Source organism: Micromonospora musae (assembly GCF_003626635.1).
In the GTDB taxonomy this organism is placed as follows: Bacteria; Actinomycetota; Actinomycetes; order Mycobacteriales; family Micromonosporaceae; genus Micromonospora; species Micromonospora musae.
In genome coordinates, this window is sequence record NZ_RAZT01000002.1 from 259,340 (window position 1) to 278,049 (window position 18,710).

Annotated in this window: 16 protein-coding genes; 12 read left to right on the top strand and 4 right to left on the bottom strand. The window is 73.3% G+C overall.

Going from position 1 to position 18,710, the window contains the following annotated elements; all coding sequences use genetic code 11:
* Window positions 1-82 precede the first annotated feature (82 nt).
* Together D7044_RS04215 and D7044_RS04220 are read right to left on the bottom strand one after the other, a co-directional pair.
* Window positions 83-1,048 carry a CU044_5270 family protein gene (locus tag D7044_RS04215; RefSeq protein WP_147434572.1) on the bottom strand — a complete coding sequence of 322 codons (966 nt, stop codon included), beginning with the start codon at window positions 1,046-1,048 and terminating at the stop codon, window positions 83-85.
* Between the two features lie 14 nt (window positions 1,049-1,062).
* Complete coding sequence (locus D7044_RS04220) at window positions 1,063-1,632, bottom strand: RNA polymerase sigma factor (RefSeq protein WP_120688031.1); 570 nt, start codon at window positions 1,630-1,632, stop codon at window positions 1,063-1,065.
* A 250-nt stretch (window positions 1,633-1,882) separates the two neighbouring features.
* Between D7044_RS04220 and D7044_RS04230 the strand changes: the two genes are divergently transcribed.
* The 3 genes from D7044_RS04230 to D7044_RS04240 all read left to right on the top strand — a co-directional run bounded on the left by D7044_RS04230 (window position 1,883) and on the right by D7044_RS04240 (window position 5,216).
* Window positions 1,883-2,827: an SDR family NAD(P)-dependent oxidoreductase gene (locus tag D7044_RS04230; RefSeq protein ID WP_120688033.1), complete on the top strand. Its 945-nt coding sequence runs from the start codon at window positions 1,883-1,885 to the stop codon at window positions 2,825-2,827.
* A gap of 86 nt (window positions 2,828-2,913) precedes the next feature.
* A complete protein-coding gene (locus D7044_RS04235; RefSeq protein ID WP_199716465.1) occupies window positions 2,914-3,942 on the top strand; it encodes a serine hydrolase in 1,029 nt (342 codons plus the stop codon).
* Between the two features lie 125 nt (window positions 3,943-4,067).
* The gene (locus tag D7044_RS04240; protein ID WP_120688034.1) at window positions 4,068-5,216 is read left to right on the top strand and encodes an MBL fold metallo-hydrolase; all 1,149 of its coding nucleotides are present in this window, start codon (window positions 4,068-4,070) and stop codon (window positions 5,214-5,216) included.
* On the opposite strand, the gene D7044_RS04245 is transcribed toward D7044_RS04240, so the two are convergent.
* On the bottom strand, window positions 5,213-6,724 hold the full coding sequence (locus D7044_RS04245) for a deoxyguanosinetriphosphate triphosphohydrolase family protein (RefSeq protein WP_120688220.1): 1,512 nt from the start codon (window positions 6,722-6,724) through the stop codon (window positions 5,213-5,215). The two genes, D7044_RS04240 and D7044_RS04245, sit on opposite strands and share 4 nt — an antisense overlap.
* 62 nt (window positions 6,725-6,786) lie before the next feature.
* Here D7044_RS04245 and D7044_RS04250 point away from each other — a divergent pair, with 62 nt between their 5' ends.
* On the top strand, window positions 6,787-9,315 hold the full coding sequence (locus D7044_RS04250) for a Tex family protein (RefSeq protein WP_120688221.1): 2,529 nt from the start codon (window positions 6,787-6,789) through the stop codon (window positions 9,313-9,315).
* Between the two features lie 716 nt (window positions 9,316-10,031).
* Window positions 10,032-10,499 (top strand): hypothetical protein, encoded by a 468-nt coding sequence (locus D7044_RS04260; RefSeq protein ID WP_120681204.1) that lies wholly within the window; start codon window positions 10,032-10,034, stop codon window positions 10,497-10,499.
* On the opposite strand, the gene D7044_RS32840 is transcribed toward D7044_RS04260, so the two are convergent.
* Window positions 10,429-10,998 (bottom strand): DUF389 domain-containing protein, encoded by a 570-nt coding sequence (locus tag D7044_RS32840; protein WP_233563359.1) that lies wholly within the window; start codon window positions 10,996-10,998, stop codon window positions 10,429-10,431. The two genes, D7044_RS04260 and D7044_RS32840, sit on opposite strands and share 71 nt — an antisense overlap.
* Window positions 10,999-11,008: 10 nt before the next feature.
* Between D7044_RS32840 and D7044_RS32845 the strand changes: the two genes are divergently transcribed.
* The 7 genes from D7044_RS32845 to D7044_RS04295 all read left to right on the top strand — a co-directional run bounded on the left by D7044_RS32845 (window position 11,009) and on the right by D7044_RS04295 (window position 18,638).
* The gene (locus D7044_RS32845; protein WP_233563357.1) at window positions 11,009-11,452 is read left to right on the top strand and encodes a hypothetical protein; all 444 of its coding nucleotides are present in this window, start codon (window positions 11,009-11,011) and stop codon (window positions 11,450-11,452) included.
* A gap of 166 nt (window positions 11,453-11,618) precedes the next feature.
* Entirely contained in the window at window positions 11,619-12,308 is a 690-nt protein-coding gene (locus D7044_RS04270; RefSeq protein ID WP_325050684.1) for a sugar transferase, read from the top strand.
* Window positions 12,305-13,456 (top strand): DegT/DnrJ/EryC1/StrS family aminotransferase, encoded by a 1,152-nt coding sequence (locus D7044_RS04275; RefSeq protein WP_120681202.1) that lies wholly within the window; start codon window positions 12,305-12,307, stop codon window positions 13,454-13,456. Before D7044_RS04270 ends, D7044_RS04275 begins: the two co-directional genes overlap by 4 nt.
* Window positions 13,453-14,097, top strand: a complete 645-nt coding sequence (locus D7044_RS04280; RefSeq protein ID WP_120681200.1) for an acetyltransferase — start codon at window positions 13,453-13,455, stop codon at window positions 14,095-14,097. Before D7044_RS04275 ends, D7044_RS04280 begins: the two co-directional genes overlap by 4 nt.
* Before the next feature lie 142 nt (window positions 14,098-14,239).
* Window positions 14,240-16,114: a polysaccharide biosynthesis protein gene (locus D7044_RS04285; RefSeq protein ID WP_120681198.1), complete on the top strand. Its 1,875-nt coding sequence runs from the start codon at window positions 14,240-14,242 to the stop codon at window positions 16,112-16,114.
* A 98-nt stretch (window positions 16,115-16,212) separates the two neighbouring features.
* Entirely contained in the window at window positions 16,213-16,977 is a 765-nt protein-coding gene (locus D7044_RS04290) for an ABC transporter ATP-binding protein (protein WP_120681196.1), read from the top strand.
* Window positions 16,962-18,638, top strand: a complete 1,677-nt coding sequence (locus tag D7044_RS04295; RefSeq protein ID WP_120681194.1) for a hypothetical protein — start codon at window positions 16,962-16,964, stop codon at window positions 18,636-18,638. The genes D7044_RS04290 and D7044_RS04295 overlap by 16 nt, the downstream gene beginning before the upstream one ends.
* Window positions 18,639-18,710: the final 72 nt, after the last annotated feature.

The window sequence follows — 18,710 nt, forward strand, 5'->3', positions numbered from 1 at the left end:
GGCCGCCGCACCCTCGCGGGTGCGGCGGCCCGATCGTTCCCCGGCCCCCGTCGGAGCCGACCGCCGGGGCGGTCACCACCGGTCAGGGCAGTTGGCCCGGCCGGTCGACGATCGCGACCCGGAGCCGCGCGGTGGCCGCGTGCAGCGACTCCTTGCCGCCGCGCACCACGGACCCCCGTTGACCCAGGTAGACGTGGGTGTCCCGGTCGAAGATGAAATCGTGGTTACCGCCGATAACCCCGGGCATCCGGATCGCCACCCCGTGCCGGCCCGCGGCGTCCACCACGTCGCCCGAGATGACGACCGCTCCGGGCTGCCGCGCCAGCAGTTCGAAGAGCGCCGCCAGCGCTCGGGGCGGCGCGTAGCCGTCGAGTACCGACCGCGCCGTCGTGTACGCCATGCTCTCGCTGCCGTACACGGCCTCCTCGTCGGCCGCCTCCGGCAGGTGCAGGTCGACCGGGTGTTCCCGCAGGTACCGGAGCAGCTCGTCGGGGTCGGTCGGCAGATCGCCGTGGTACGCGGGCGACGGAAGCTCGTCGAGCTCCTTGGTGGGATCCGTGGGATCGCCCGGACGAATCACCTTCAATTCGCCCCACCCGTTCGGCTCGTTCTCCGGTCGGTACCGGGCCTGCACGTGCGCGAGCCCCCCGGCCGACTCCCATCTCTGCACCCGATTGGTGCGATACGGGCCGCTGTCCGGCAGGTCCCGGAACGTCGCCAGCTCCTCGATGAAGACGTACTGCTCGGGGCGGGCGGTGAGTTCGGGCTGTTGCCGGGCGGCATCGGCGGCCAGCCGGAAGATCTCCGCCGCGCTGGCCGTGGGCGGCGGCCGGTCACCCACCCCCGACGTCTGGACCGCCAGCCCCCCGACGGTCAGTACGACCACCAGCCCGAACACGCCCGCGAGGCGTCGACCGCGCAGGAAGCGGGCGCGACTCCCGACCGGACCAACTGCCGCAACCGTCGCACCCCTCTCGACGACGTGCGCCTTCAGATCGGTGAGGAGCTGCTCCTCGAAACCGTGCGGCGACTCTTCTCTCCTGGTCATGTCGTCATCTCCGTTCATGCGAGCGTGGTGGCCGGGCGGGCGAGCACGGCCCGGACGAGGCGACGGGCCCGATGCAGCCGCACCCGGGCGGCGACCGGGGACAGTCCGAGCGCGGTCGCAGCCTCCGCCACGGTGAGACCGTCCACGGCGACGAGTTCGACCAACGCCCGGGTCTCCTCGGGCAGCTCGCTCAACGCCCGGTGGGTACGGCGGGCCGCCGACTCGGCGTCGATCCGCTCCTCGATGCGGGCCAGGTCGTCGGCGTCGAGGTCCCGCCGTCCGGCGATCCGACCGGCCACCCGCAGCCGCCGGGCCGCCCGACGCCGCTCGTCGGCGACGACGTTGCGGGCCACCCCGAAGAGCCAGCCGACCTCGCTGCCCCGGTCCGGCCGGTAGCCGGCCGCCGACTCGATCACCGCCAGGAAGACGTCGGCGGTCAGGTCGGCGGCGAGGTGCGGGTCGTCGACCCGCCGCGCCACGAACCGCCCCACCGCCGTCACGTGCCGCCGGTAGAAGGCCTCGAAGGCCACTGGATCGACGCCGATGCGGGAGATGTCGCCCTCCGCTGGGTCCGGATCAGGCACGGGCCGTCCTCTCTGATAGCCGTTACACCTCTTCTTCGTTCGGCGGAGCCCGGCTGTTACCGGATCCGGTTCCGGCTCGGCCCGCTCCGGTTCAACTCCGCACACCCGGGTAGCAGTTCGGGGAGGTCTCCCGGAGGGAAGCGGACATGAAGGCACTGACCTGGCACGGTAAACGGGACGTACGGGCGGCGGAGGCGTACGAGATGTTCCAGCCCGAGCGGGACGGCGGCGTGAAGGTCGTCCTCGAGCCGTGAACCGGGTGGTGGTGGCCGTCGGGTCCAGCAGCGGGATCGGCCGGCTGGTCGCCCGGGAGTTCGCCCGGCGCGGCGACCGCCTGGTGCTCGCCGCCCGCACCGCGCAGGCCCTCGAAGAGGTACGCGCGGAGTGCGCGGCCGAGGGCGCGGAGGTGCTCGTCGTGCCGACGGACATCACCGTGCCCGGGGCGCTGGAGGCGCTCGCCGCCGCCGCTCTCGACCGGTTCGGCCGCATCGACGTCTGGGCGCACACCGCGGCGGTCACCGCGTACGGGCGCTTCGACCAGCTGCCCGGGCGGATCTTCGACCAGGTGGTCCGGACCGACCTGCTGGCCGCCGCGGAGGCGGCCCGGGTGGCGCTGCGACACTTCCGCTCCACCGGCAAGGGCACCCTCGTGCTCACCGGATCGGTGCTCGGGCACATCACGGCGCCCTACATGAGCAGTTACGTGGCCGCGAAGTGGGGGCTGACCGGGCTGGTCCGCGCGCTCCAGCAGGAGCTGCGCGACGCACCGGAGATCCACATCTGCCTGGTCAGCCCCGGCAGTGTGGACACCCGCATCTACCAGCGGGCGGCGAACCACCTCGGCCTGGTCGGCCGGCCACCCCCGCCGATCGCCACCCCGGAGCGCGTCGCCCGGGCGGTGGTGGAGTGTGCCGAACGGCCGCGCCGGGAGGTGTCGATCGGCCGGCTCAACCCGCTGATGCGGGTCGGCTTCACCTGCCTGCCCGGCCTGTACGACGTACTCGTCGGACCGCTCATGCGGCGGCTCGGGCTGACCGACGAGCCGGTGGCCCCCAACGACGGGGTGGTCTTCGCACCCGATCCGAGCAGCGCGACGGTACGCGGGGACTGGCTGCCGGACCTCGGTCACCTCGTCCGCACCGCCGCCGCGCTGCCCGCAGCCGTGGGCGCCCGGCTCCTGAGACGGGCACGGTGAGCAGCCGGCGGGATCACGTTCGTCGATCGATTCGCCTAGTGTGGTGGGCCGGAGATCATTCGGGTGCGCCACGACGGGAGAGACGATTGACTATCAGGGTTGACCGCAGGACGGCGCTGGGGCTCGGCACGATGGCCACCGCCGGCACCGTGCTCGGCACGGCCGCCCCGGCCGCCGCCGCGAGCGGCGGGACCGGGTCGGAGCTCGACGCCGAGGCCGCCACCACGCCGGAGCGGGTCGCCGCCCGGATCGCGCAGGCGTACGAGCGGGAGACGACGCGGGCCGGCGGGAACTGGCAGTCCTACGTCAGCGTGACGGATTCCGGCGGCGCCCCGGTGGTGGCCGTGGCGGACGACCCCGACCAGCGACTCGAGGCGTACAGCGTCAACAAGATCGCGGTGGCCACCGCCGTGCTCGACAAGGTCGACCGCGGCCTGCTCACCCTCGACCAGCGGCTGGAGGTGACCGCCGCGATCGTGGTGCCGGGCGGTGACGGCATCTTCAGCCTCGACAACGCCTACCCCAGCTCGGTCACGCTCGGGCATGCCCTCGCGGCCCTGCTGACCGTCTCCGACGACACCGCGGTCCGACTCAGCGGCCTGGTCTGCCCCGCCGCCGAGCTGAACGACATCCTGGTCGCCAAGGGCTTCCCGAACACCCAGGTCGAGCCGGTGGCCAACCCGAACCGCTTCTTCCTCGGCACCAGCACCCCGCGGGAGACCCACGAGCTGCTGCGCGCACTGGTGGCCGGCACGGTGCTCTCGCCGTCGTCCACGGAATTCCTGCTCGGCCTGCTGCGCTCCCCCATCGCGTTCACCGACGGCATCCGGCGCACCATGTCGTCGCAGGAGCGGGCCCGGGTCGCCACCAAGGCGGGCTGGTTCGGCACGGCACGCCACGAGGCGGGCATCATCTTCGACTCGGCCGGCGCCGCGGTCCTGACCTACGCGCTCTTCGCCGACGGCCAGGCCGGCGCCGACGACTTCGGCGCCACCCACCCCGCCGTGCAGGCCCGCGCCCGACTCGGCCGGTTCATGATGAACGCCACCGCGCGGCTCACCGGCAGCGGCCGACCGCACCAACCCGGCCCCCGGCTGCCGAGCAACGGCGGCTGAACACCCCGACGACACGCCGCGCTCCCCGAGATCGGGGAGCGCGGCGGCGTTCGGTGGCTGTTTCCGGTGAGCAGCGCCGGGCGGGGTAGTTACCGTGTAATGCGGGAGAGCCGGAGGGGACGGGCATGCGCGACGCGGCGGAACGACGGGAACTGGAACGCTCGTCCGGGCGGCGGCTGGGTGGGATGGCCGGCCTGGCGGCGCTGACCGGGCTCGCCTGGGCCGCCCGCGACGTGCCGTTGGCGCTGGGCGGCCGGCTCACCGGCCCCCGGGCCGAACGGGCGGCGCGGTCACCGCAGTTCCGCGACGGCACCTTCCACAACCCACCGGACGCCCGCTCGGCGACGGCCGAGCCGGGGCGCAACCTGCTCTGGGAGCTCTTCTTCGGCAAGCAGAAGCGCCGGCCGAGCGCGCCCGTGCCGCTGCTGCGTCCGCCCGCCGCGCCCACGGACGCCGAGCCCGGCCGGGAACTCAACGTGATCTGGTACGGCCACGCCTCGGCACTGGTCGAGATCGAGGGCCGGCGGGTGCTGCTCGACCCGGTCTGGAGCGAACGCTGCTCGCCGTCGGCGGTGGTCGGCCCCCGCCGGCTGCACGAGCCCCCCGTCCGGCTCGACGAACTGCCCGCCCTGGACGCGATCCTGATCTCCCACGACCACTACGACCACCTCGACCTGCCCACCGTGCGCGCGCTGCTTGCCCGCCAGGACGCGCCGTTCGTGGTACCGCTCGGGGTCGGCGCGCACCTCGACCGCTGGGGGGTGCCGGCCGAGCGGATCATCGAGTTGGACTGGTCGGAGAGCCACCGGGTGGGCGACCTGACGCTCACCGCCACCGCCGCCCAGCACTTCTCCGGCCGAGGGCTGCGCCGGGACGGGACGCTCTGGAGCTCCTGGGTGATCGCGGGCGAGCAGCGCCGGGTCTTCTACACCGGCGACTCCGGCTACTTCGCCGGCTACGCCGCCATCGGCGCCGAGCACGGCCCCTTCGACGTGACGCTGATGCAGATCGGCGCGTACGACCGGGCCTGGCCGAGCATCCACATGTACCCGGAGGAGGCGGTCGCCGCCCACCTCGACCTGCGTGGCGGCCTCTTCATCCCGGTGCACTGGGCGACCTTCAACCTCGCCCTGCACGACTGGGCCGAGCCGGTGGACCGGCTCTGGGCGGAGGCCAAGGCCCGGGACGTCCGGCTGGCGGTGCCCCGCCCGGGTGAGCGGGTGCCGGTGGACGACCCGCCACCTGTCGACGGCTGGTGGCAGGCGGTGGCCTAGAGCACGAACGCGTCGGTCCAGAGCGCCCCGGAGCGACCGGAGAGCACGTCCAGCATCGCCACCGCCTGACCGTCGGTCAGTTGTGCGACGAAGTCGATGATCGCTCGGCCCCGGGCCCGGCCGATCCGATCCGGGGTCCGCGGGTGCAGCTCCGCCTCGGCCAGCTCCACGAGATCGTGCAGCCGCCGCGGCAGGCGGGACTCCTCCTCCGGGTCGAGCAGCCACTCCCACAGCGCCTCCACCAGGGTGCCCAGCAGCCGGGCCTGCCCGCGCTGGTGCAGCGCCAGGTCGGGGCGGGCCAGCACGAACCGGTGGTGCACGAACTTGAGCACCTGCACCTCGTGCCACTGCGCCGGGGCGAGCAGCACGTGACCGGAGCGCACCGCCGGGCTCCCGGTCACGGTGACCGCCTCGACGAACCGGGTGGACCACCGGGCGGAGAAGCGGGCCACGTACTGCTCGGCCTCGATCGAGCCGTCGAAGGGCAGCGCGAGCAGCCCGTCCACCAGCTCCTCCCGGACGTGCTCGACCGCCGCCGCGAAGGCGTCGTCGTCGGCCACCCAGGCGTCCTTGCGGTGCAGCTGCCGGCGTAGCCGCTCGATCGCCGCGCCGGGTCGGCGGGCCGCCGTGGCCAGCGCCGCGTCGGTGATCGCCCGGAAGTGCCCGGCCTCCCGCTGCCAGGCCATCAGCTCGGCGGAGACCGCCCCCTGCTGGAGCACACCGACCCGGTAGAAGTCCTCGACGTCGTGGATGGCGTACGCGATGTCGTCGGCGGTGTCCATCACGGACGCCTCGACGGTCTGCTGCCAGTCCGGAATCCGGCCCGCGAAGGGCTCCCGGGCCTGCCGAAGGTCGTCGATCTCGGTCCGGTACGCGCCGAACTTCGCCGACCCGCTCTCCGGGTCGTCCGGCGGTGGGGTCGCCCCGCGCGGTGGCGGGTCCATCAGCCGTGGGTGCGGGTCCGGGTGGTCGAGCCGGGTCCACGGATACTTCAGCATGGCGGCCCGCACCGCCGCGGTGAGGTCGAGGCCGGTGGTGGCCGCGCCGCGGATCTCGGTGCTGGTGACGATCCGGTACGACTGCGCGTTGCCCTCGAAACCGTCGGTGAGCCCGAGCCGCTCCCGGGCCAGCCGGTCCAGGACCCGCTCCCCGAGATGCCCGAAGGGCGGGTGGCCCAGGTCGTGGGCGAGCGCGGCCGCCTCCACCACGTCCGGGTCGCAGCCGCCCAGCCGGTCCAGCAGCTCACGCCGGCCCGCCTCGGCGGTGAGCCGTTCGGCGATCGCCCGAGCCACCTGGGCGACCTTCAAGCTGTGCGTGAGCCGGTTGTGCACCAGCAGACCGGAGCCGACCGGACTGATCACCTGGGTGACCCCGCCGAGGCGGGCGAAGAACGGCGAGGCCACGATCCGGTCGCGGTCGGCCCGGAACGGGCTGGCCGCGAGGTCGCCGAGGGCGCGGGCGCTCCCCCCAAAGAGCCGCCGCGCCCGGGCGTCCGCAGGTGGTTCCATGATCGCCACGCTAGCGCGGCAGAATGCTGGGCGGAAACCACACCCGAAGGCGGATCGACATCGTGACCCTCACTGTTCATCAGCGGATCGCCGAGGAGCTCGGCGTGGCCGAGCGGCAGGTACGGGCGGCCGTGGAGCTGCTCGACGGCGGCGCCACCGTTCCGTTCATCGCCCGCTACCGGAAAGAGGCCACCGGCCTGCTCGACGACACCCAGCTGCGCACGCTCGAGGAGCGGCTGCGGTACCTGCGCGAACTGGACGAGCGCCGGGCGGCGGTGCTGGAGTCGATCCGCGGCCAGGGCAAACTGGACGAGGCGCTGGAAGCGCAGATCATGGCGGCCGACTCGAAGTCCCGCCTGGAGGACATCTACCTGCCGTACAAGCCGAAGCGGCGCACCCGCGCGCAGATCGCCCGCGAGGCCGGCCTGGAGCCGCTCGCCGAGGCGCTGCTCACCGACCCGACGCAGGACCCCGGGGCCGCGGCGGTCGGCTACGTCGACGCGGAGAAGGGCGTCGTCGACGCCGCCGCCGCGCTGGACGGCGCGCGGGCCATCCTCATCGAGCGGTTCGCCGAGGACGCCGACCTGATCGGCACGCTGCGCGAGCAGATGTGGTCGCGGGGCCGACTCGTGTCCCGGGTACGCGACGGGCAGGAGTCGGCCGGGGCGAAGTTCGCCGACTACTTCGACTTCGCCGAGGGGTACCCGACGCTCCCGTCGCACCGGATCCTCGCGATGTTCCGCGGCGAGAAGGAGGGCGCGCTCGACCTGACGATGGAGCCGGAGGAGGTCGGCGAGGCCGACGCCGCGCCGACCGGCCCCAGCCGGTACGAGGCGGCGATCGCCGGCCGGTTCGGCGTGAGCGACCAGGGCCGGCCGGCCGACAGGTGGCTCACCGACACGGTCCGCTGGGCCTGGCGTACCCGGATCCTCATCCACCTCGGGGCGGACCTGCGGACGCGGCTGTGGCAGGCCGCCGAGGAGGAGGCCGTACGGGTCTTCGCCACCAACCTGCGTGACCTGCTGCTCGCCGCCCCCGCCGGCGCCCGTCCGACGATGGGCCTCGACCCGGGTCTGCGTACCGGGGTGAAGGTCGCCGTGGTCGACGCCACCGGCAAGGTGGTCGCCACCGACACGATCTACCCGCACGAGCCGCGCCGGCAGTGGGACGCCTCGATCGAGACCCTCGCCCGGCTGGCCGGGGCACACGGGGTGGAGCTGGTGGCGATCGGCAACGGCACCGCCTCACGGGAGACCGACAAGCTGGCCGGTGATCTGATCAAGCGGTTCCCGCAGCTCAAGCTCACCAAGGTGATGGTCTCCGAGGCCGGCGCGTCGGTGTACTCCGCGTCCGCGTACGCGGCCCAGGAGCTGCCCGGAATGGACGTCTCGCTGCGCGGCGCGGTCTCGATCGCCCGGCGTCTCCAGGACCCGCTCGCCGAACTGGTGAAGATCGACCCACGCTCGATCGGGGTCGGCCAGTACCAGCACGACCTCTCCGAGGTGAAGCTCTCCCGGTCGCTGGACGCGGTGGTGGAGGACTGCGTGAACGGCGTCGGGGTGGACGTCAACACGGCGTCGGCGCCCCTGCTCACCCGCGTGTCGGGCATCGGCGCGGGGTTGGCCGAGAACATCGTGCTGCACCGGGACGCCAACGGCCCGTTCCGCACCCGAACCGACCTGAAGAAGGTGCCGCGGCTCGGCCCGAAGGCGTTCGAGCAGTGCGCGGGCTTCCTGCGGATCCCCGACGGGGACGACCCGCTGGACACCTCCAGCGTGCACCCGGAGGCGTACCCGGTGGTGCGCCGGATCCTGGCCAGCACGGGCCAGGACGTGCGGTCGCTGATCGGGAAGTCGACGATCCTGCGTGGGCTGACGGCCACGGACTTCGTCGACGACACGTTCGGCCTGCCGACCGTCACCGACATCCTCGCCGAGCTGGAGAAGCCGGGACGGGATCCCCGGCCCGAGTTCCGTACCGCCGCCTTCGCCGAGGGCGTGGAGAAGATCGGCGACCTGCAGCCCGGCATGATCCTCGAAGGTGTCGTCACCAACGTGGCCGCCTTCGGGGCCTTCGTCGACGTCGGCGTGCACCAGGACGGCCTCGTCCACGTGTCGGCGATGTCCCGCACGTTCGTGAAGGACCCGCGCGAGGTGGTCAAGTCCGGCGACGTGGTCAAGGTGAAGGTGCTCGACGTCGACGTACCGCGCAAGCGGATCTCGCTGACCCTGCGACTCGACGACGAGCCCGGCGCCGGTGCGGGCCGGAGTGACGGCGGCGGTCGCGGCGCCCAGGGCGGCGCCCCCCGTGGCGGCGCCCCTCGCGACGGTGCCCCTCGCGACGGTGCCCCTCGCGACGGTGCCCCTCGCGGCGGTGCCCCTCGCGGCGGCGGTCAGGGCGAGCGGGGTGGCGCGCGCGGTGGTCAGGGTGACGCCCGCGGTGGCCAGGGCGAGCGGGGCGGCGCACGCGGTGGTCAGGGTGGCGCGCGCGGTGGCCAGGGCGAGCGGGGTGGTGCGCGGCAGGGTCGCGGCGCCCCGGCGCCGGCCAACAGCGAGATGGCGGAGGCGCTGCGCCGCGCCGGGCTGGCCTGAGCCGGGGACCGAGGCGGAGTCGGGCGGGCCCGGCGCGGACCCAGTCGGGCCCAGCGCGGACCCAGTCGGGCCCGGCGCGGGGTCAGGCGGGCACAGCGCAGACCCAGCGTGGAGTTGAGCGGACCCAGGCGGCCGCCGGGCGCAGACTCAGGCGGGCCGGGCGTCCGGTGGATGGGCGACCCGACCATCCACCGGCGCCCGGCCGGGCTCGGCCGTCGAGGGGGGCTTGCACGACACCACCCCGCTCGGCGGCCGCGTCCCCGCGGCGCTTCCGCCGACCCGGGAAGGCGGCGGAAGGTTGTGCTTCGGGCGTCCTTTGGAACTGATGTCGTTCTCGCATCAGGCGATGACGCAGACGACCCAGCTCCATAGCGACCTGATACCTGATACCTGACACCGCCGTTGACCGACCAGCTCCGTCACCGGGCACCGGGCACCAGGCACCAAGCACCAAGCACCAAGCACCAAGCACCAGGCACCAGGCACCAGGCACCAGGCACCAGGCACCAGGCGATGCTGCACATTCCTGGCGGCTCCGCCCACGCCCGACGGGGCCGCACCGTCCTCGGCGTCGCACGGCTCCGCGCCGCACGGCACCGCACCGCACCGACCGTGGAGGGCCTGCGGGCACAGCCGCGCGGGCACCGCGCTGGCGGTGGGCCGGAGCGGGGACCTGCCGGGGGCGCCCGGGCGGCGGGTGGGCGTACCGTCGGGGCGTGAGCGGCGACGACGGCCTGGACTTTGCGCAGCGGCAACGGCGGGCGGCCCGGGTCCACGCGGAGGCCGACGCCCGGCGGCGCGCGGCTGAGCACGCGGAAGCCGCGGAGATCGTGGCCTGGTTCGTGACCGAGGCGGAGCGGCGGGGCCTGCGACCGACCCCGCTGACCGCCCGCTCCTACGCTGGCCGGGGCAGGTACCGGACACGGCTCACCGGCTGGTACGTGGACCGGGCGCGGACCCGGGCGGTCGACGTCGACGGGCGGTGGCACCTGCTGACCGTGCCGGGTGGGCTGCGAGCTCGGCTGCTCGGCGCCGAGCCCGAACCCGGCACGCCACCGCTGATCGTCGGCGAGGGCGGGCGCGACGGGGAGTCGATCCCGCTGCGGACCTTGCTCAGCCGGCGGTTGGACGCCGGGAACGACGAGCCAGGTTCCACCACCAGAGCTGCTGCACGGCGAGCGTGAGCAGCCCCGCCAACACGATCGCGCAGAGATTGATCACTAGCTGGAGCGCGGAGCCGGAGGCCTCGTCCCACACCCCATAGGCAGCGGCGACCGCGACGTTGGCGGCGGCCGGCACGGTCGTCACGGAGATCAGCAGCCCGACCAGGCTGCCCGACTTCTTCGAGGTGAGCGAGAGCATGCCGGCCACGCCGGCGAGCAGGCCCACCACCCAGGAGAGCGCGTCGGGTCGCCAGATGAAGTCGGTCAACGGGCGCTCCACCAGCAACATCTGCCGATCGACCAGGCCAGCGGCGGTCAGCGCCCAGGTGCTGACCGCCGTCGCCACCACGGCAGCGAGGAAACCCACCAGCAGGGCCAGCAGCGACCTGCCGATGGTGCCCGGCCGGCGGCGCAGCAGCCCGACGCAGAGCGCCGCGAGCGGGCCGAACTCCGGACCGACCACCATCGCGCCGACCACAAGGATCGGCTGATCAAGCAACACGCCGATCCCGGCGATCATGGTAGCCACGATGATCAGGACCAGGGAAGGTTCCCGAGAGCTCGGTCTGCTCACCGGTCTTCGCCGCGATCTCGTCCCAGACCACCGCGTCGGCGCCGCTACCGGGCGCCTTCTTCGCGGCCTGATCGGCAGCCGCCGAGATGCTCAGCTCGACGTCGTCGGCGGCGATCCCGCCGGTCGCCTCAACGCCGAGCAGTTACAGACCCTGAAGGACGTGGTCGGCGCTCTCCCGGACGACATCGCAGAGGATCAAGTCACCGGCGGGCTGACGGGCGGCGCCCGGTATCACCGCCAGATGGGTCACCCCCGGCTCGGCGGAGAGCAGATCGGCAACCGCGGCCGACTGGTCCGGCGCAGCGATCACTCTCAGATGCAGCACGTTCCCCCCCCTCGCCCGACCGGCCAGCCTGCTCCGCCCGTCCGGCCGTCCCTTCTCTGCCGCTCAGCCCGGTGATCCTACGAAGGCGCATCGGTGGCGGAGTTGGCCGTGTCCAGCTGAGCCGTTTCAAGGTTGATGGGGCGTAGCAGACTGACTGTCGCTATTCGACCCCACTGCGAAGTCTGAGCCTGATAGAACTGCTTAGACGCTTTGTCCCGAATTGTCCCTTGGAGGCCGAGCGGTGCCCGTACCCCAGACCGTTATCGCTCCGCCGCGCCCAGCTCGGAGCCGGCCCTACGATCGGGCCAAGCGACTGCTGGACGTGCTCGGCGCGGCGATCCTGCTCGTGCTCAGCGCGCCACTGATGGTGCTGGTGACGCTGCTGGTCGCCACCTCCCTCGGGCGGCCGGTGCTCTTCCGGCAGTGCCGCCCGGGCCGCGACGGCGCCCCCTTCGTGCTGGCGAAGTTCCGAACCATGCACCCGCCCGCCGCGAATCGTGGCCCGTTGGGCGACGGCGACCGGTTGACCCCACTTGGCCGCTGGCTGCGCGCGACCAGTCTGGACGAACTACCCACCCTCTGGAACGTGCTGCGCGGGGAGATGAGCCTCGTCGGCCCCCGGCCGCTGCTCCCCGAGTACCTGGAGCGCTACTCCGCCCGGCAGGCCCGCCGGCACGAGGTACGGCCGGGCGTCACCGGCCTCGCGCAGGTCCGCGGCCGCAACGGCCTGGACTGGGACGAGAAGCTCGACCTCGACGTGCGGTACGTGGACAGCCGCAGCCTCCGAGTCGACCTGTCGATCCTCACCGCGACCGTGCTCACCGTGCTCCGCCGGGACGGCATCAACGCCGCGGGGAGCGCGACCGCCCACGAGTTCCTCGGCGCGCACGGCCGGCCGACGCCGGCGCAGCGGGACCGGACAGCGGTATGACGAGCCAGACGGTCCACCTCTCACCGCCCGACGTCGGGCCGCTGGAGGAGTCGTACCTGATCGAGGCGCTGCGCTCGGGCTGGGTGGCACCCGCCGGCCCCGCCCTCCAGGCGTTCGAGGGCGAGGTCGCCGCGCGGGTCGGCACGGCCGGCGCGGTCGCCGTCAGCTCGGGCACGGCCGCCCTGCACCTGGCCCTGCTCGGAGTCGGCGTCGGCCCCGGCGACGTGGTCGTCGTACCCACGCTGACCTTCATCGCCACCGCCAACGCGGTGCGGTACATCGGCGCGCGTCCGGTCTTCGTGGACTGCGACGCGCAGACCGGCAACGTGGACGTGGGACTCGTCGCCGACCTGCTGCGCCAGCTGCGCTCGCGGGGCGAGCGCGTGGGCGCGGTGATCCCGGTGGACATGTTCGGCAGCTGCGCCGACTACGCGGGGTTGGAGCCGCTCTGCGCGGAGGCCGGCGTGCCGCTGGTCGAGGACGCCGCCGAGGCGCTCGGCGCGAGCTACCGGGGCAGGTCGGCCGGCTCCTTCGGGCAGGTCGGTGCGATCTCCTTCAACGGCAACAAGATCATGACCACCTCCGGCGGCGGGATGCTGGTCTCCGACGACGCCGCCCTGCTCGCCCGGGCCCGGCACCTCTCGACCCAGGCCCGGGAGCCCACGCCGTACTACGAGCACCGGGAACTCGGCTACAACTACCGGCTGAGCAACCTGCTCGCCGCGCTCGGCCGCGCCCAACTGGTCCGCCTGGACGGGATGATCGGCCGACGGCGGCAGCTGCGCGACCGGTACGCCAAGCTCTTCGCTCCGCTGCCGGGCGTACGGCTACTCGGCACCGAGGACTCCGACTCGAACTGCTGGCTCACCGTCATCACTGTCGACCCGGAGCGCTCCGGCTGGCGGGCCGCCGACCTGGCCGCCCACCTGGCCCGCCACGACATCGAGACCCGGCCGGTGTGGAAGCCGATGCACCTGCAACCGGTCCACGTCGGCGCGGAGAGCCTGCTGAGCGGCGCGGCGGAGCAACTCTTCGCGCACGGGCTCACCCTGCCCAGCGGCAGTGCCCTGAGCGAGCCGCAGGTCGCCCGGGTGTTCGCCGCGATCGACGAGTTCCTCGCCATGAGCGCGGGAGGGCCGGCGGCGTGACGCTCGACCTGGTGGTGGTGGGTTGCGGTGGGCACGGTCGCGAGGTGGTCACCATCGTCCGGGCCGTCAACGAGGCCGCCGAGCGGCCACTTTGGCGGCTACTCGGCGTCGTCGACGACCAGCCCAGCGAGGTGAACCTGAAGCGGCTGCAGCGGCTCGACGTGCCGTACCTCGGCGGGATCGACCGGCTGCGGGACGCGCCGGGCGAGCTGCACCACGTGATCGGCATCGGCGACCCGCAGGTCCGGCGCACGGTCGGCAGGCGGATCGACGGCTACGGCACGCCCGCCGCGAGCCTCGTGCATCCGGACGCGACGATCGGCGCGGACGCGCGATGCGGGCCCGGTCTCCTGGCCTTCCCGGGGGCGCGGGTCACCACGAACGTCACCGTCGGCCGGCACGTCCACCTCAACCAGAACGCCACGGTGGGCCACGACTGCACCTTCGCCGACTACGTCTCGGTGAACCCGCTCGCCGCCGTCTCCGGTGAATGCCACCTGGCGGAGGGCGTACTGGTCGGCACCACGGCCGCGGTGCTCCAGGGGTTGCGTATCGGCCGGGACAGCACCGTCGGGGCCGGCGCCTGCGTGGTGCGGGACGTGCCCGACCGGGCGGTGGTCAAGGGCGTACCGGCCCGCTGACCGACGGCCGGATCGGCTCGACGATCAGTCCGGCGAAGATGAAAACGCCCAAACCGGTACGGATGGTATGCAACAAGGACAAGGGTAGGGATTCCTTCTGCCGTGCGGTGGGAGCGGTCGGAAGACGAACAGGAGCCATTACATGCCGCAGGACACAGCGAGCATCGAACGCACGGACCAGCGGACCCGCCGGAGCATGGCTCGGCGTCGCACCGCGGGGTTCCTCGCCACCGACACCACGGCGTGGGTGGGCGGCTTCATCACGGCCGTCTGGACCCGGTACGAGTTCCAACTCCCCCCGTCGCAGCTCAGCCGGGCCGCGATCATCGGGGTGGGCGCCGCCGTCATGTACGTGGCGGTGGCGGCGCTGCGTCGCCTCTACAGCGGACGGCACCCTCTCGGCAGCCTTCAGGAGGTACAGGGCGTCGCGGGCACCACCATCACGACCGCCGGGATCGTGCTGCTCGGCCTCCTCCCCTCCGCCGACCGGCCGGTGCCGGCGAGCACGCCGCTGGTGGGTGGCGCGTTGGCCCTGCTCTTCATGCTCGGCGCGCGCTTCGCGTACCGCCACCGGCGTGACCTGGCCATGCGGCCGGACGTCCGGTCGTCGACGCCGGTGCTGCTGTTCGGCATGGGCGATGCCGGGCAGGGTCTGCTCCGCGCGATGCTCAGCGATCCGCGCGGCCGGTACCTGCCGGTCGGCGCGCTCGACGACGACCCGGACAAGCGCGACCTGCGCGTCGGCGGGGTGCGCGTGCTCGGCGGGCGACAGGACGTCGCGGCGGCGGTCCGGCGTACCGGCGCGAACTCCGTCATCTTCTCGGTGGCCAACGCCGATGCCGCGCTGATCCGCGAGATCCGCGAGGCGACCCTCCCGACCGGGGCCGCGTTCAAGGTGCTGCCCCCGGTACGGGACCTGGTCGACCACCGGATCACCGTCACCGACGTACGTGACGTGCAGATCAGCGACCTGCTCGGCCGCCGGCAGGTGGTCGGCGACCTCTCCCTGAGCACGAACGGCCTGACCGGTCGGCGGATCCTGGTCACCGGCGCGGGCGGGTCGATCGGCTCCGAACTCTGCCGCCAGGTGATGAAGGCCGACCCGGGCGAGCTGATGATGCTGGACCGGGACGAGTCCGCCCTGCACGGCCTGCAGATGTCGCTCTCCGGCAAGGCCATGCTGGACGGGCCGGAGCTGATCCTCGCCGACCTTCGCGACGACGAGCGCATCCGCCGGATCATCCGGGAACGCCGGCCCGAGATCATCTTCCACGCGGCGGCGCTCAAGCACCTCACGCTCCTCCAGCGCCACCCCGGTGAGGCGGTCATGACGAACGTCTGGGGCACCCTGTCGGTGCTGGACGCCTGTCAGGACGTGGCGAAGTTCGTGAACATCTCCACGGACAAGGCGGCCGACCCGATCAGCGTGCTCGGCTACTCGAAGCGGATCACCGAGCGGTTGACCGCGCACGCCGCCTCCCGGTTCCCGGGAACCTTCCTCAGCGTCCGGTTCGGCAACGTGCTGAGCAGCCGAGGCTCCGTGGTGACCGCCTTCCAGCGGCAGATCGAGGCCGGGAAGCCGCTGACCGTCACCCACGCGGAGGTGACCCGCTACCTGATGACCGTGCAGGAGGCCGTGCACCTGGTGCTACAGGCCGCCGAGATCGGGCGTGACGGCGAGGCCCTGGTGCTGGACATGGGTGAGCCGGTCCGGATCGCCGATCTGGCCCGCCAGATGGCCGAGCAGGCGGCCAGCGCCGTGCCGATCGTCTACACCGGGCTGCGCCCCGGTGAGAAGCTGCACGAGGACCTCTTCGGCACCGGTGAGGTCGACACCCGGCCGTTCCACCCCCTGGTGTCGCACGTCGCCGTGCCCGCCCTGGACCCGATGGAGGTCAGCGGGCTCGACCCGTACGCCGAGCCGGCGAAGGTGATCGAGCAGCTCACGCTCCTCTCCGCCCAGCCGGTCGGGCCGATCGTGGACAACCCGGTCGACGTACGGCTGTCGTCGCGCTGAGAGCCGGTCCCGCCGCCTCCCGGGCGACCGTCGACACGCCGGCCCGGTGCGGCGCTTCGGCGAGCGTGGCGTTTGAATCGAAACTCTAAAATGCGGCGGTGGGATCAGTCGCATTTCACCTGGACGGTCTGACCAAGGACTTCTCCGGCCGGCTCGCCGCAGACGCCGTGACGTTGCGGGTGCCGGCCGGCTCCCTCACCGGGCTCGTCGGGCCCAACGGCGCCGGCAAGACCACGTCGCTGGCGATGGCGGTGGGGCTGCTGCGCCCCGATTTCGGCACCGCGTACGTGCACGGCGTCGACGTCTGGGCCGAACCGGTACGCGCCAAGGCGATGCTTGGCGTGCTGCCGGACGGTCTCGCCCTGCCCGAGCGGCTGACCGGCGGCGAGTTGCTGCACTACTGGGGTCTGCTCCGCGGGATGCCGCCGGCCGCCGTCCGGGACCGGGCTCGTGAGCTGCTCAGCGTGCTGGAGCTGGACGAGGCCGAGGAGCGGGGCGTCCTGGTCGTCGAGTACTCCACCGGCATGCGCAAGAAGATCGGCCTGGCGACCGCGCTGCTGCACAACCCGAAGGCGCTGGTGCTCGACGAGCCGTTCGAGGCGGTCGACCCGGTCTCGGCCCGGGTGCTGCGGCGCATCCTGCGCCGCTTCGTCGCCGCCGGCGGGGCGGTGGTGATCTCCTCGCACGTGATGGGTCTGGTCGAGGAGCTCTGCGACCGAGTCGCGATCATCGCCGGGGGGCGGGTGCTGGTCGACGGCACCCTCGACGAGGTACGCGCCGGCGCGCGCCTCGAGGACGTCTTCGTCGAGCTGGTCGGCGAGCGCGCGGCGGCGGAGGGGGAGCTGGCGTGGTTGGGCAGCTGATCCGCCTGACCTTCACGATCCGCCGGCACAGCCCGAGCCTCCGGCGCACCTGGGGGATCGTCCTCGGGAGCGCCGCCGTCGCCGCGACCTGGGCGGCGCTGCTCCTCGCCAGGCCGGGCGCCCGCAGCGACGTACTGACCCTGGTGTTGATCGGCTGGTTCGTGGGCTGGCTGGTGGGGCCGGTGCTCGCCTCGGGGGCGGCCGTGCTGCGTCCCGAGTACTTCACCCTGCTGCCGTTGCCGCGGCGTCGGCTGGCGGTGGGCCTGTTCGCCTCCGCGTTCGTCGGGGTCGGCGGCGCGGTGACCGCACTCGCCACCCCCGCGCTGATCGGTCACGGGGTCCGTTCGGGCTCGGCGCTCGCCGCCCTGGTGGCCCTCCCCGGCGCGCTGCTCTTCCTGGTCCTCTGCGTGGCGGTCTCCCGCACGGTCTACGCCCTGCTCGGTGCGGCGATGCGCACGCACGTCGGGGTGGAGATCGCGGCCGTGCAGTACGGCCTGCTCATCGCCACCCTGATGGTCGGCTGGCTGATCGTCTCACCGGTCCTCAACGCGGTCCCGCGCCTGCTCGACGAGGGTCTGCCCGGCACGGCGATGAGCACCGTGCTCTCCTGGACCCCGGCCGGCTGGCCGGTACGCGCGGTCGAGGCGGCGGGCGCCGGTGACCTCGCCGGCGCGGCGGCCTGGCTCGGGTTGCTCGCCGGCGCCACCGCACTCGCGGTCGGCGCGGCGGTGGCGCTGCTCACCCCCTACGTGGGCAACCGCACGAGGCGGCGACGCCGGGCCCCGCTCGGCACACGGGTGCTCGCCCGGCCGGGGCTGCTACCGGGCAGCGAGCTCGGCGCCGTCGTCGGCAAGGAGCTGCGTTCCTGGTGGCGGGACCCGTGGCGGAGCCTGGAGATCCGCACGTCGATCTGGTTCGGGCTGTTCCTCGCGGGCTACGGCTTTATCGCCGGTGTCCCGCAGATCGCCGTCCTCGCCGGGGCCGGCGTCGCGCTGATGGTCGCGCTCAGCGGCGCCAACCTCTACGGCCAGGACGGTACGGCGCTGTGGCAGCTCGTCGTGGCACAGCATCCCCGGGCGATCCGGGCCGACGTGCGCGGACGCCAGCTCGGGCTGATCGCGTACTTCGGGCTGCCCGCGCTGCTGCTCTCCGGCGTCATGATCGTCCTGACCGGCGGTCACCACCTGACGCTGCCCGTCTTCGCCGGCCTGGTGGCGCTGATCGGCGCCGGCAGCGGGGTCGCGGTCCTGATGTCGGTGCTGGGGGTCACCCCCGGCGTCGACCCGCATCGCCGGGTCAACGCCACCGACGCCGGGGAGAACCCGTTCGTCATCCAGGTCGCCATGTGGTTGGCGGGCACGCTGGCGGCGCCCACCGTGGTCGCGGCCGTCTTCCTGGCGACCGAACCGGGGTGGCTGCCCGGCTGGTTCCCCGCCGCGACGGTGGCCATCGCCGTGCTGAACGCCGTCGTCGCGTTCTGGGGGCTCGGCGCGCTCGCCGTCCGCCAGCTCACCAACCGCCTGCCGGAGACCTTCGCCCGGCTCCGCTACCCGGGTCTGGCCCGGCCACGGACCGGTGCCGGCTGGCTCGACTGGTTCGCCGGTCAGGCCGAGACCGAGGCGGTGAAGGCCGCCGCGGCGAAGGCCAAGTCGGGCCGCTGAGTGTCCACCGGAGACTTCCGGGCAGTCGCCGTTCAGAGGGAACGGCGACTGCCCGACCTCTGCAGTACCGGC

Bases quoted from the DNA above. Each gene is read 5' to 3' on its own strand.
- D7044_RS04215 (WP_147434572.1), bottom strand. From the start codon at position 1,048: ATGACCAGGAGAGAAGAGTCGCCGCACGGTTTCGAGGAGCAGCTCCTC.
- D7044_RS04245 (WP_120688220.1), bottom strand. From the start codon at position 6,724: ATGGAACCACCTGCGGACGCCCGGGCGCGGCGGCTCTTTGGGGGGAGC.
- D7044_RS04275 (WP_120681202.1), top strand. From the start codon at position 12,305: ATGACGAGCCAGACGGTCCACCTCTCACCGCCCGACGTCGGGCCGCTG.
- D7044_RS04240 (WP_120688034.1), top strand. From the start codon at position 4,068: ATGCGCGACGCGGCGGAACGACGGGAACTGGAACGCTCGTCCGGGCGG.
- D7044_RS32840 (WP_233563359.1), bottom strand. From the start codon at position 10,998: ATGATCGCCGGGATCGGCGTGTTGCTTGATCAGCCGATCCTTGTGGTC.
- D7044_RS32845 (WP_233563357.1), top strand. From the start codon at position 11,009: ATGATCAGGACCAGGGAAGGTTCCCGAGAGCTCGGTCTGCTCACCGGT.
- D7044_RS04285 (WP_120681198.1), top strand. From the start codon at position 14,240: ATGCCGCAGGACACAGCGAGCATCGAACGCACGGACCAGCGGACCCGC.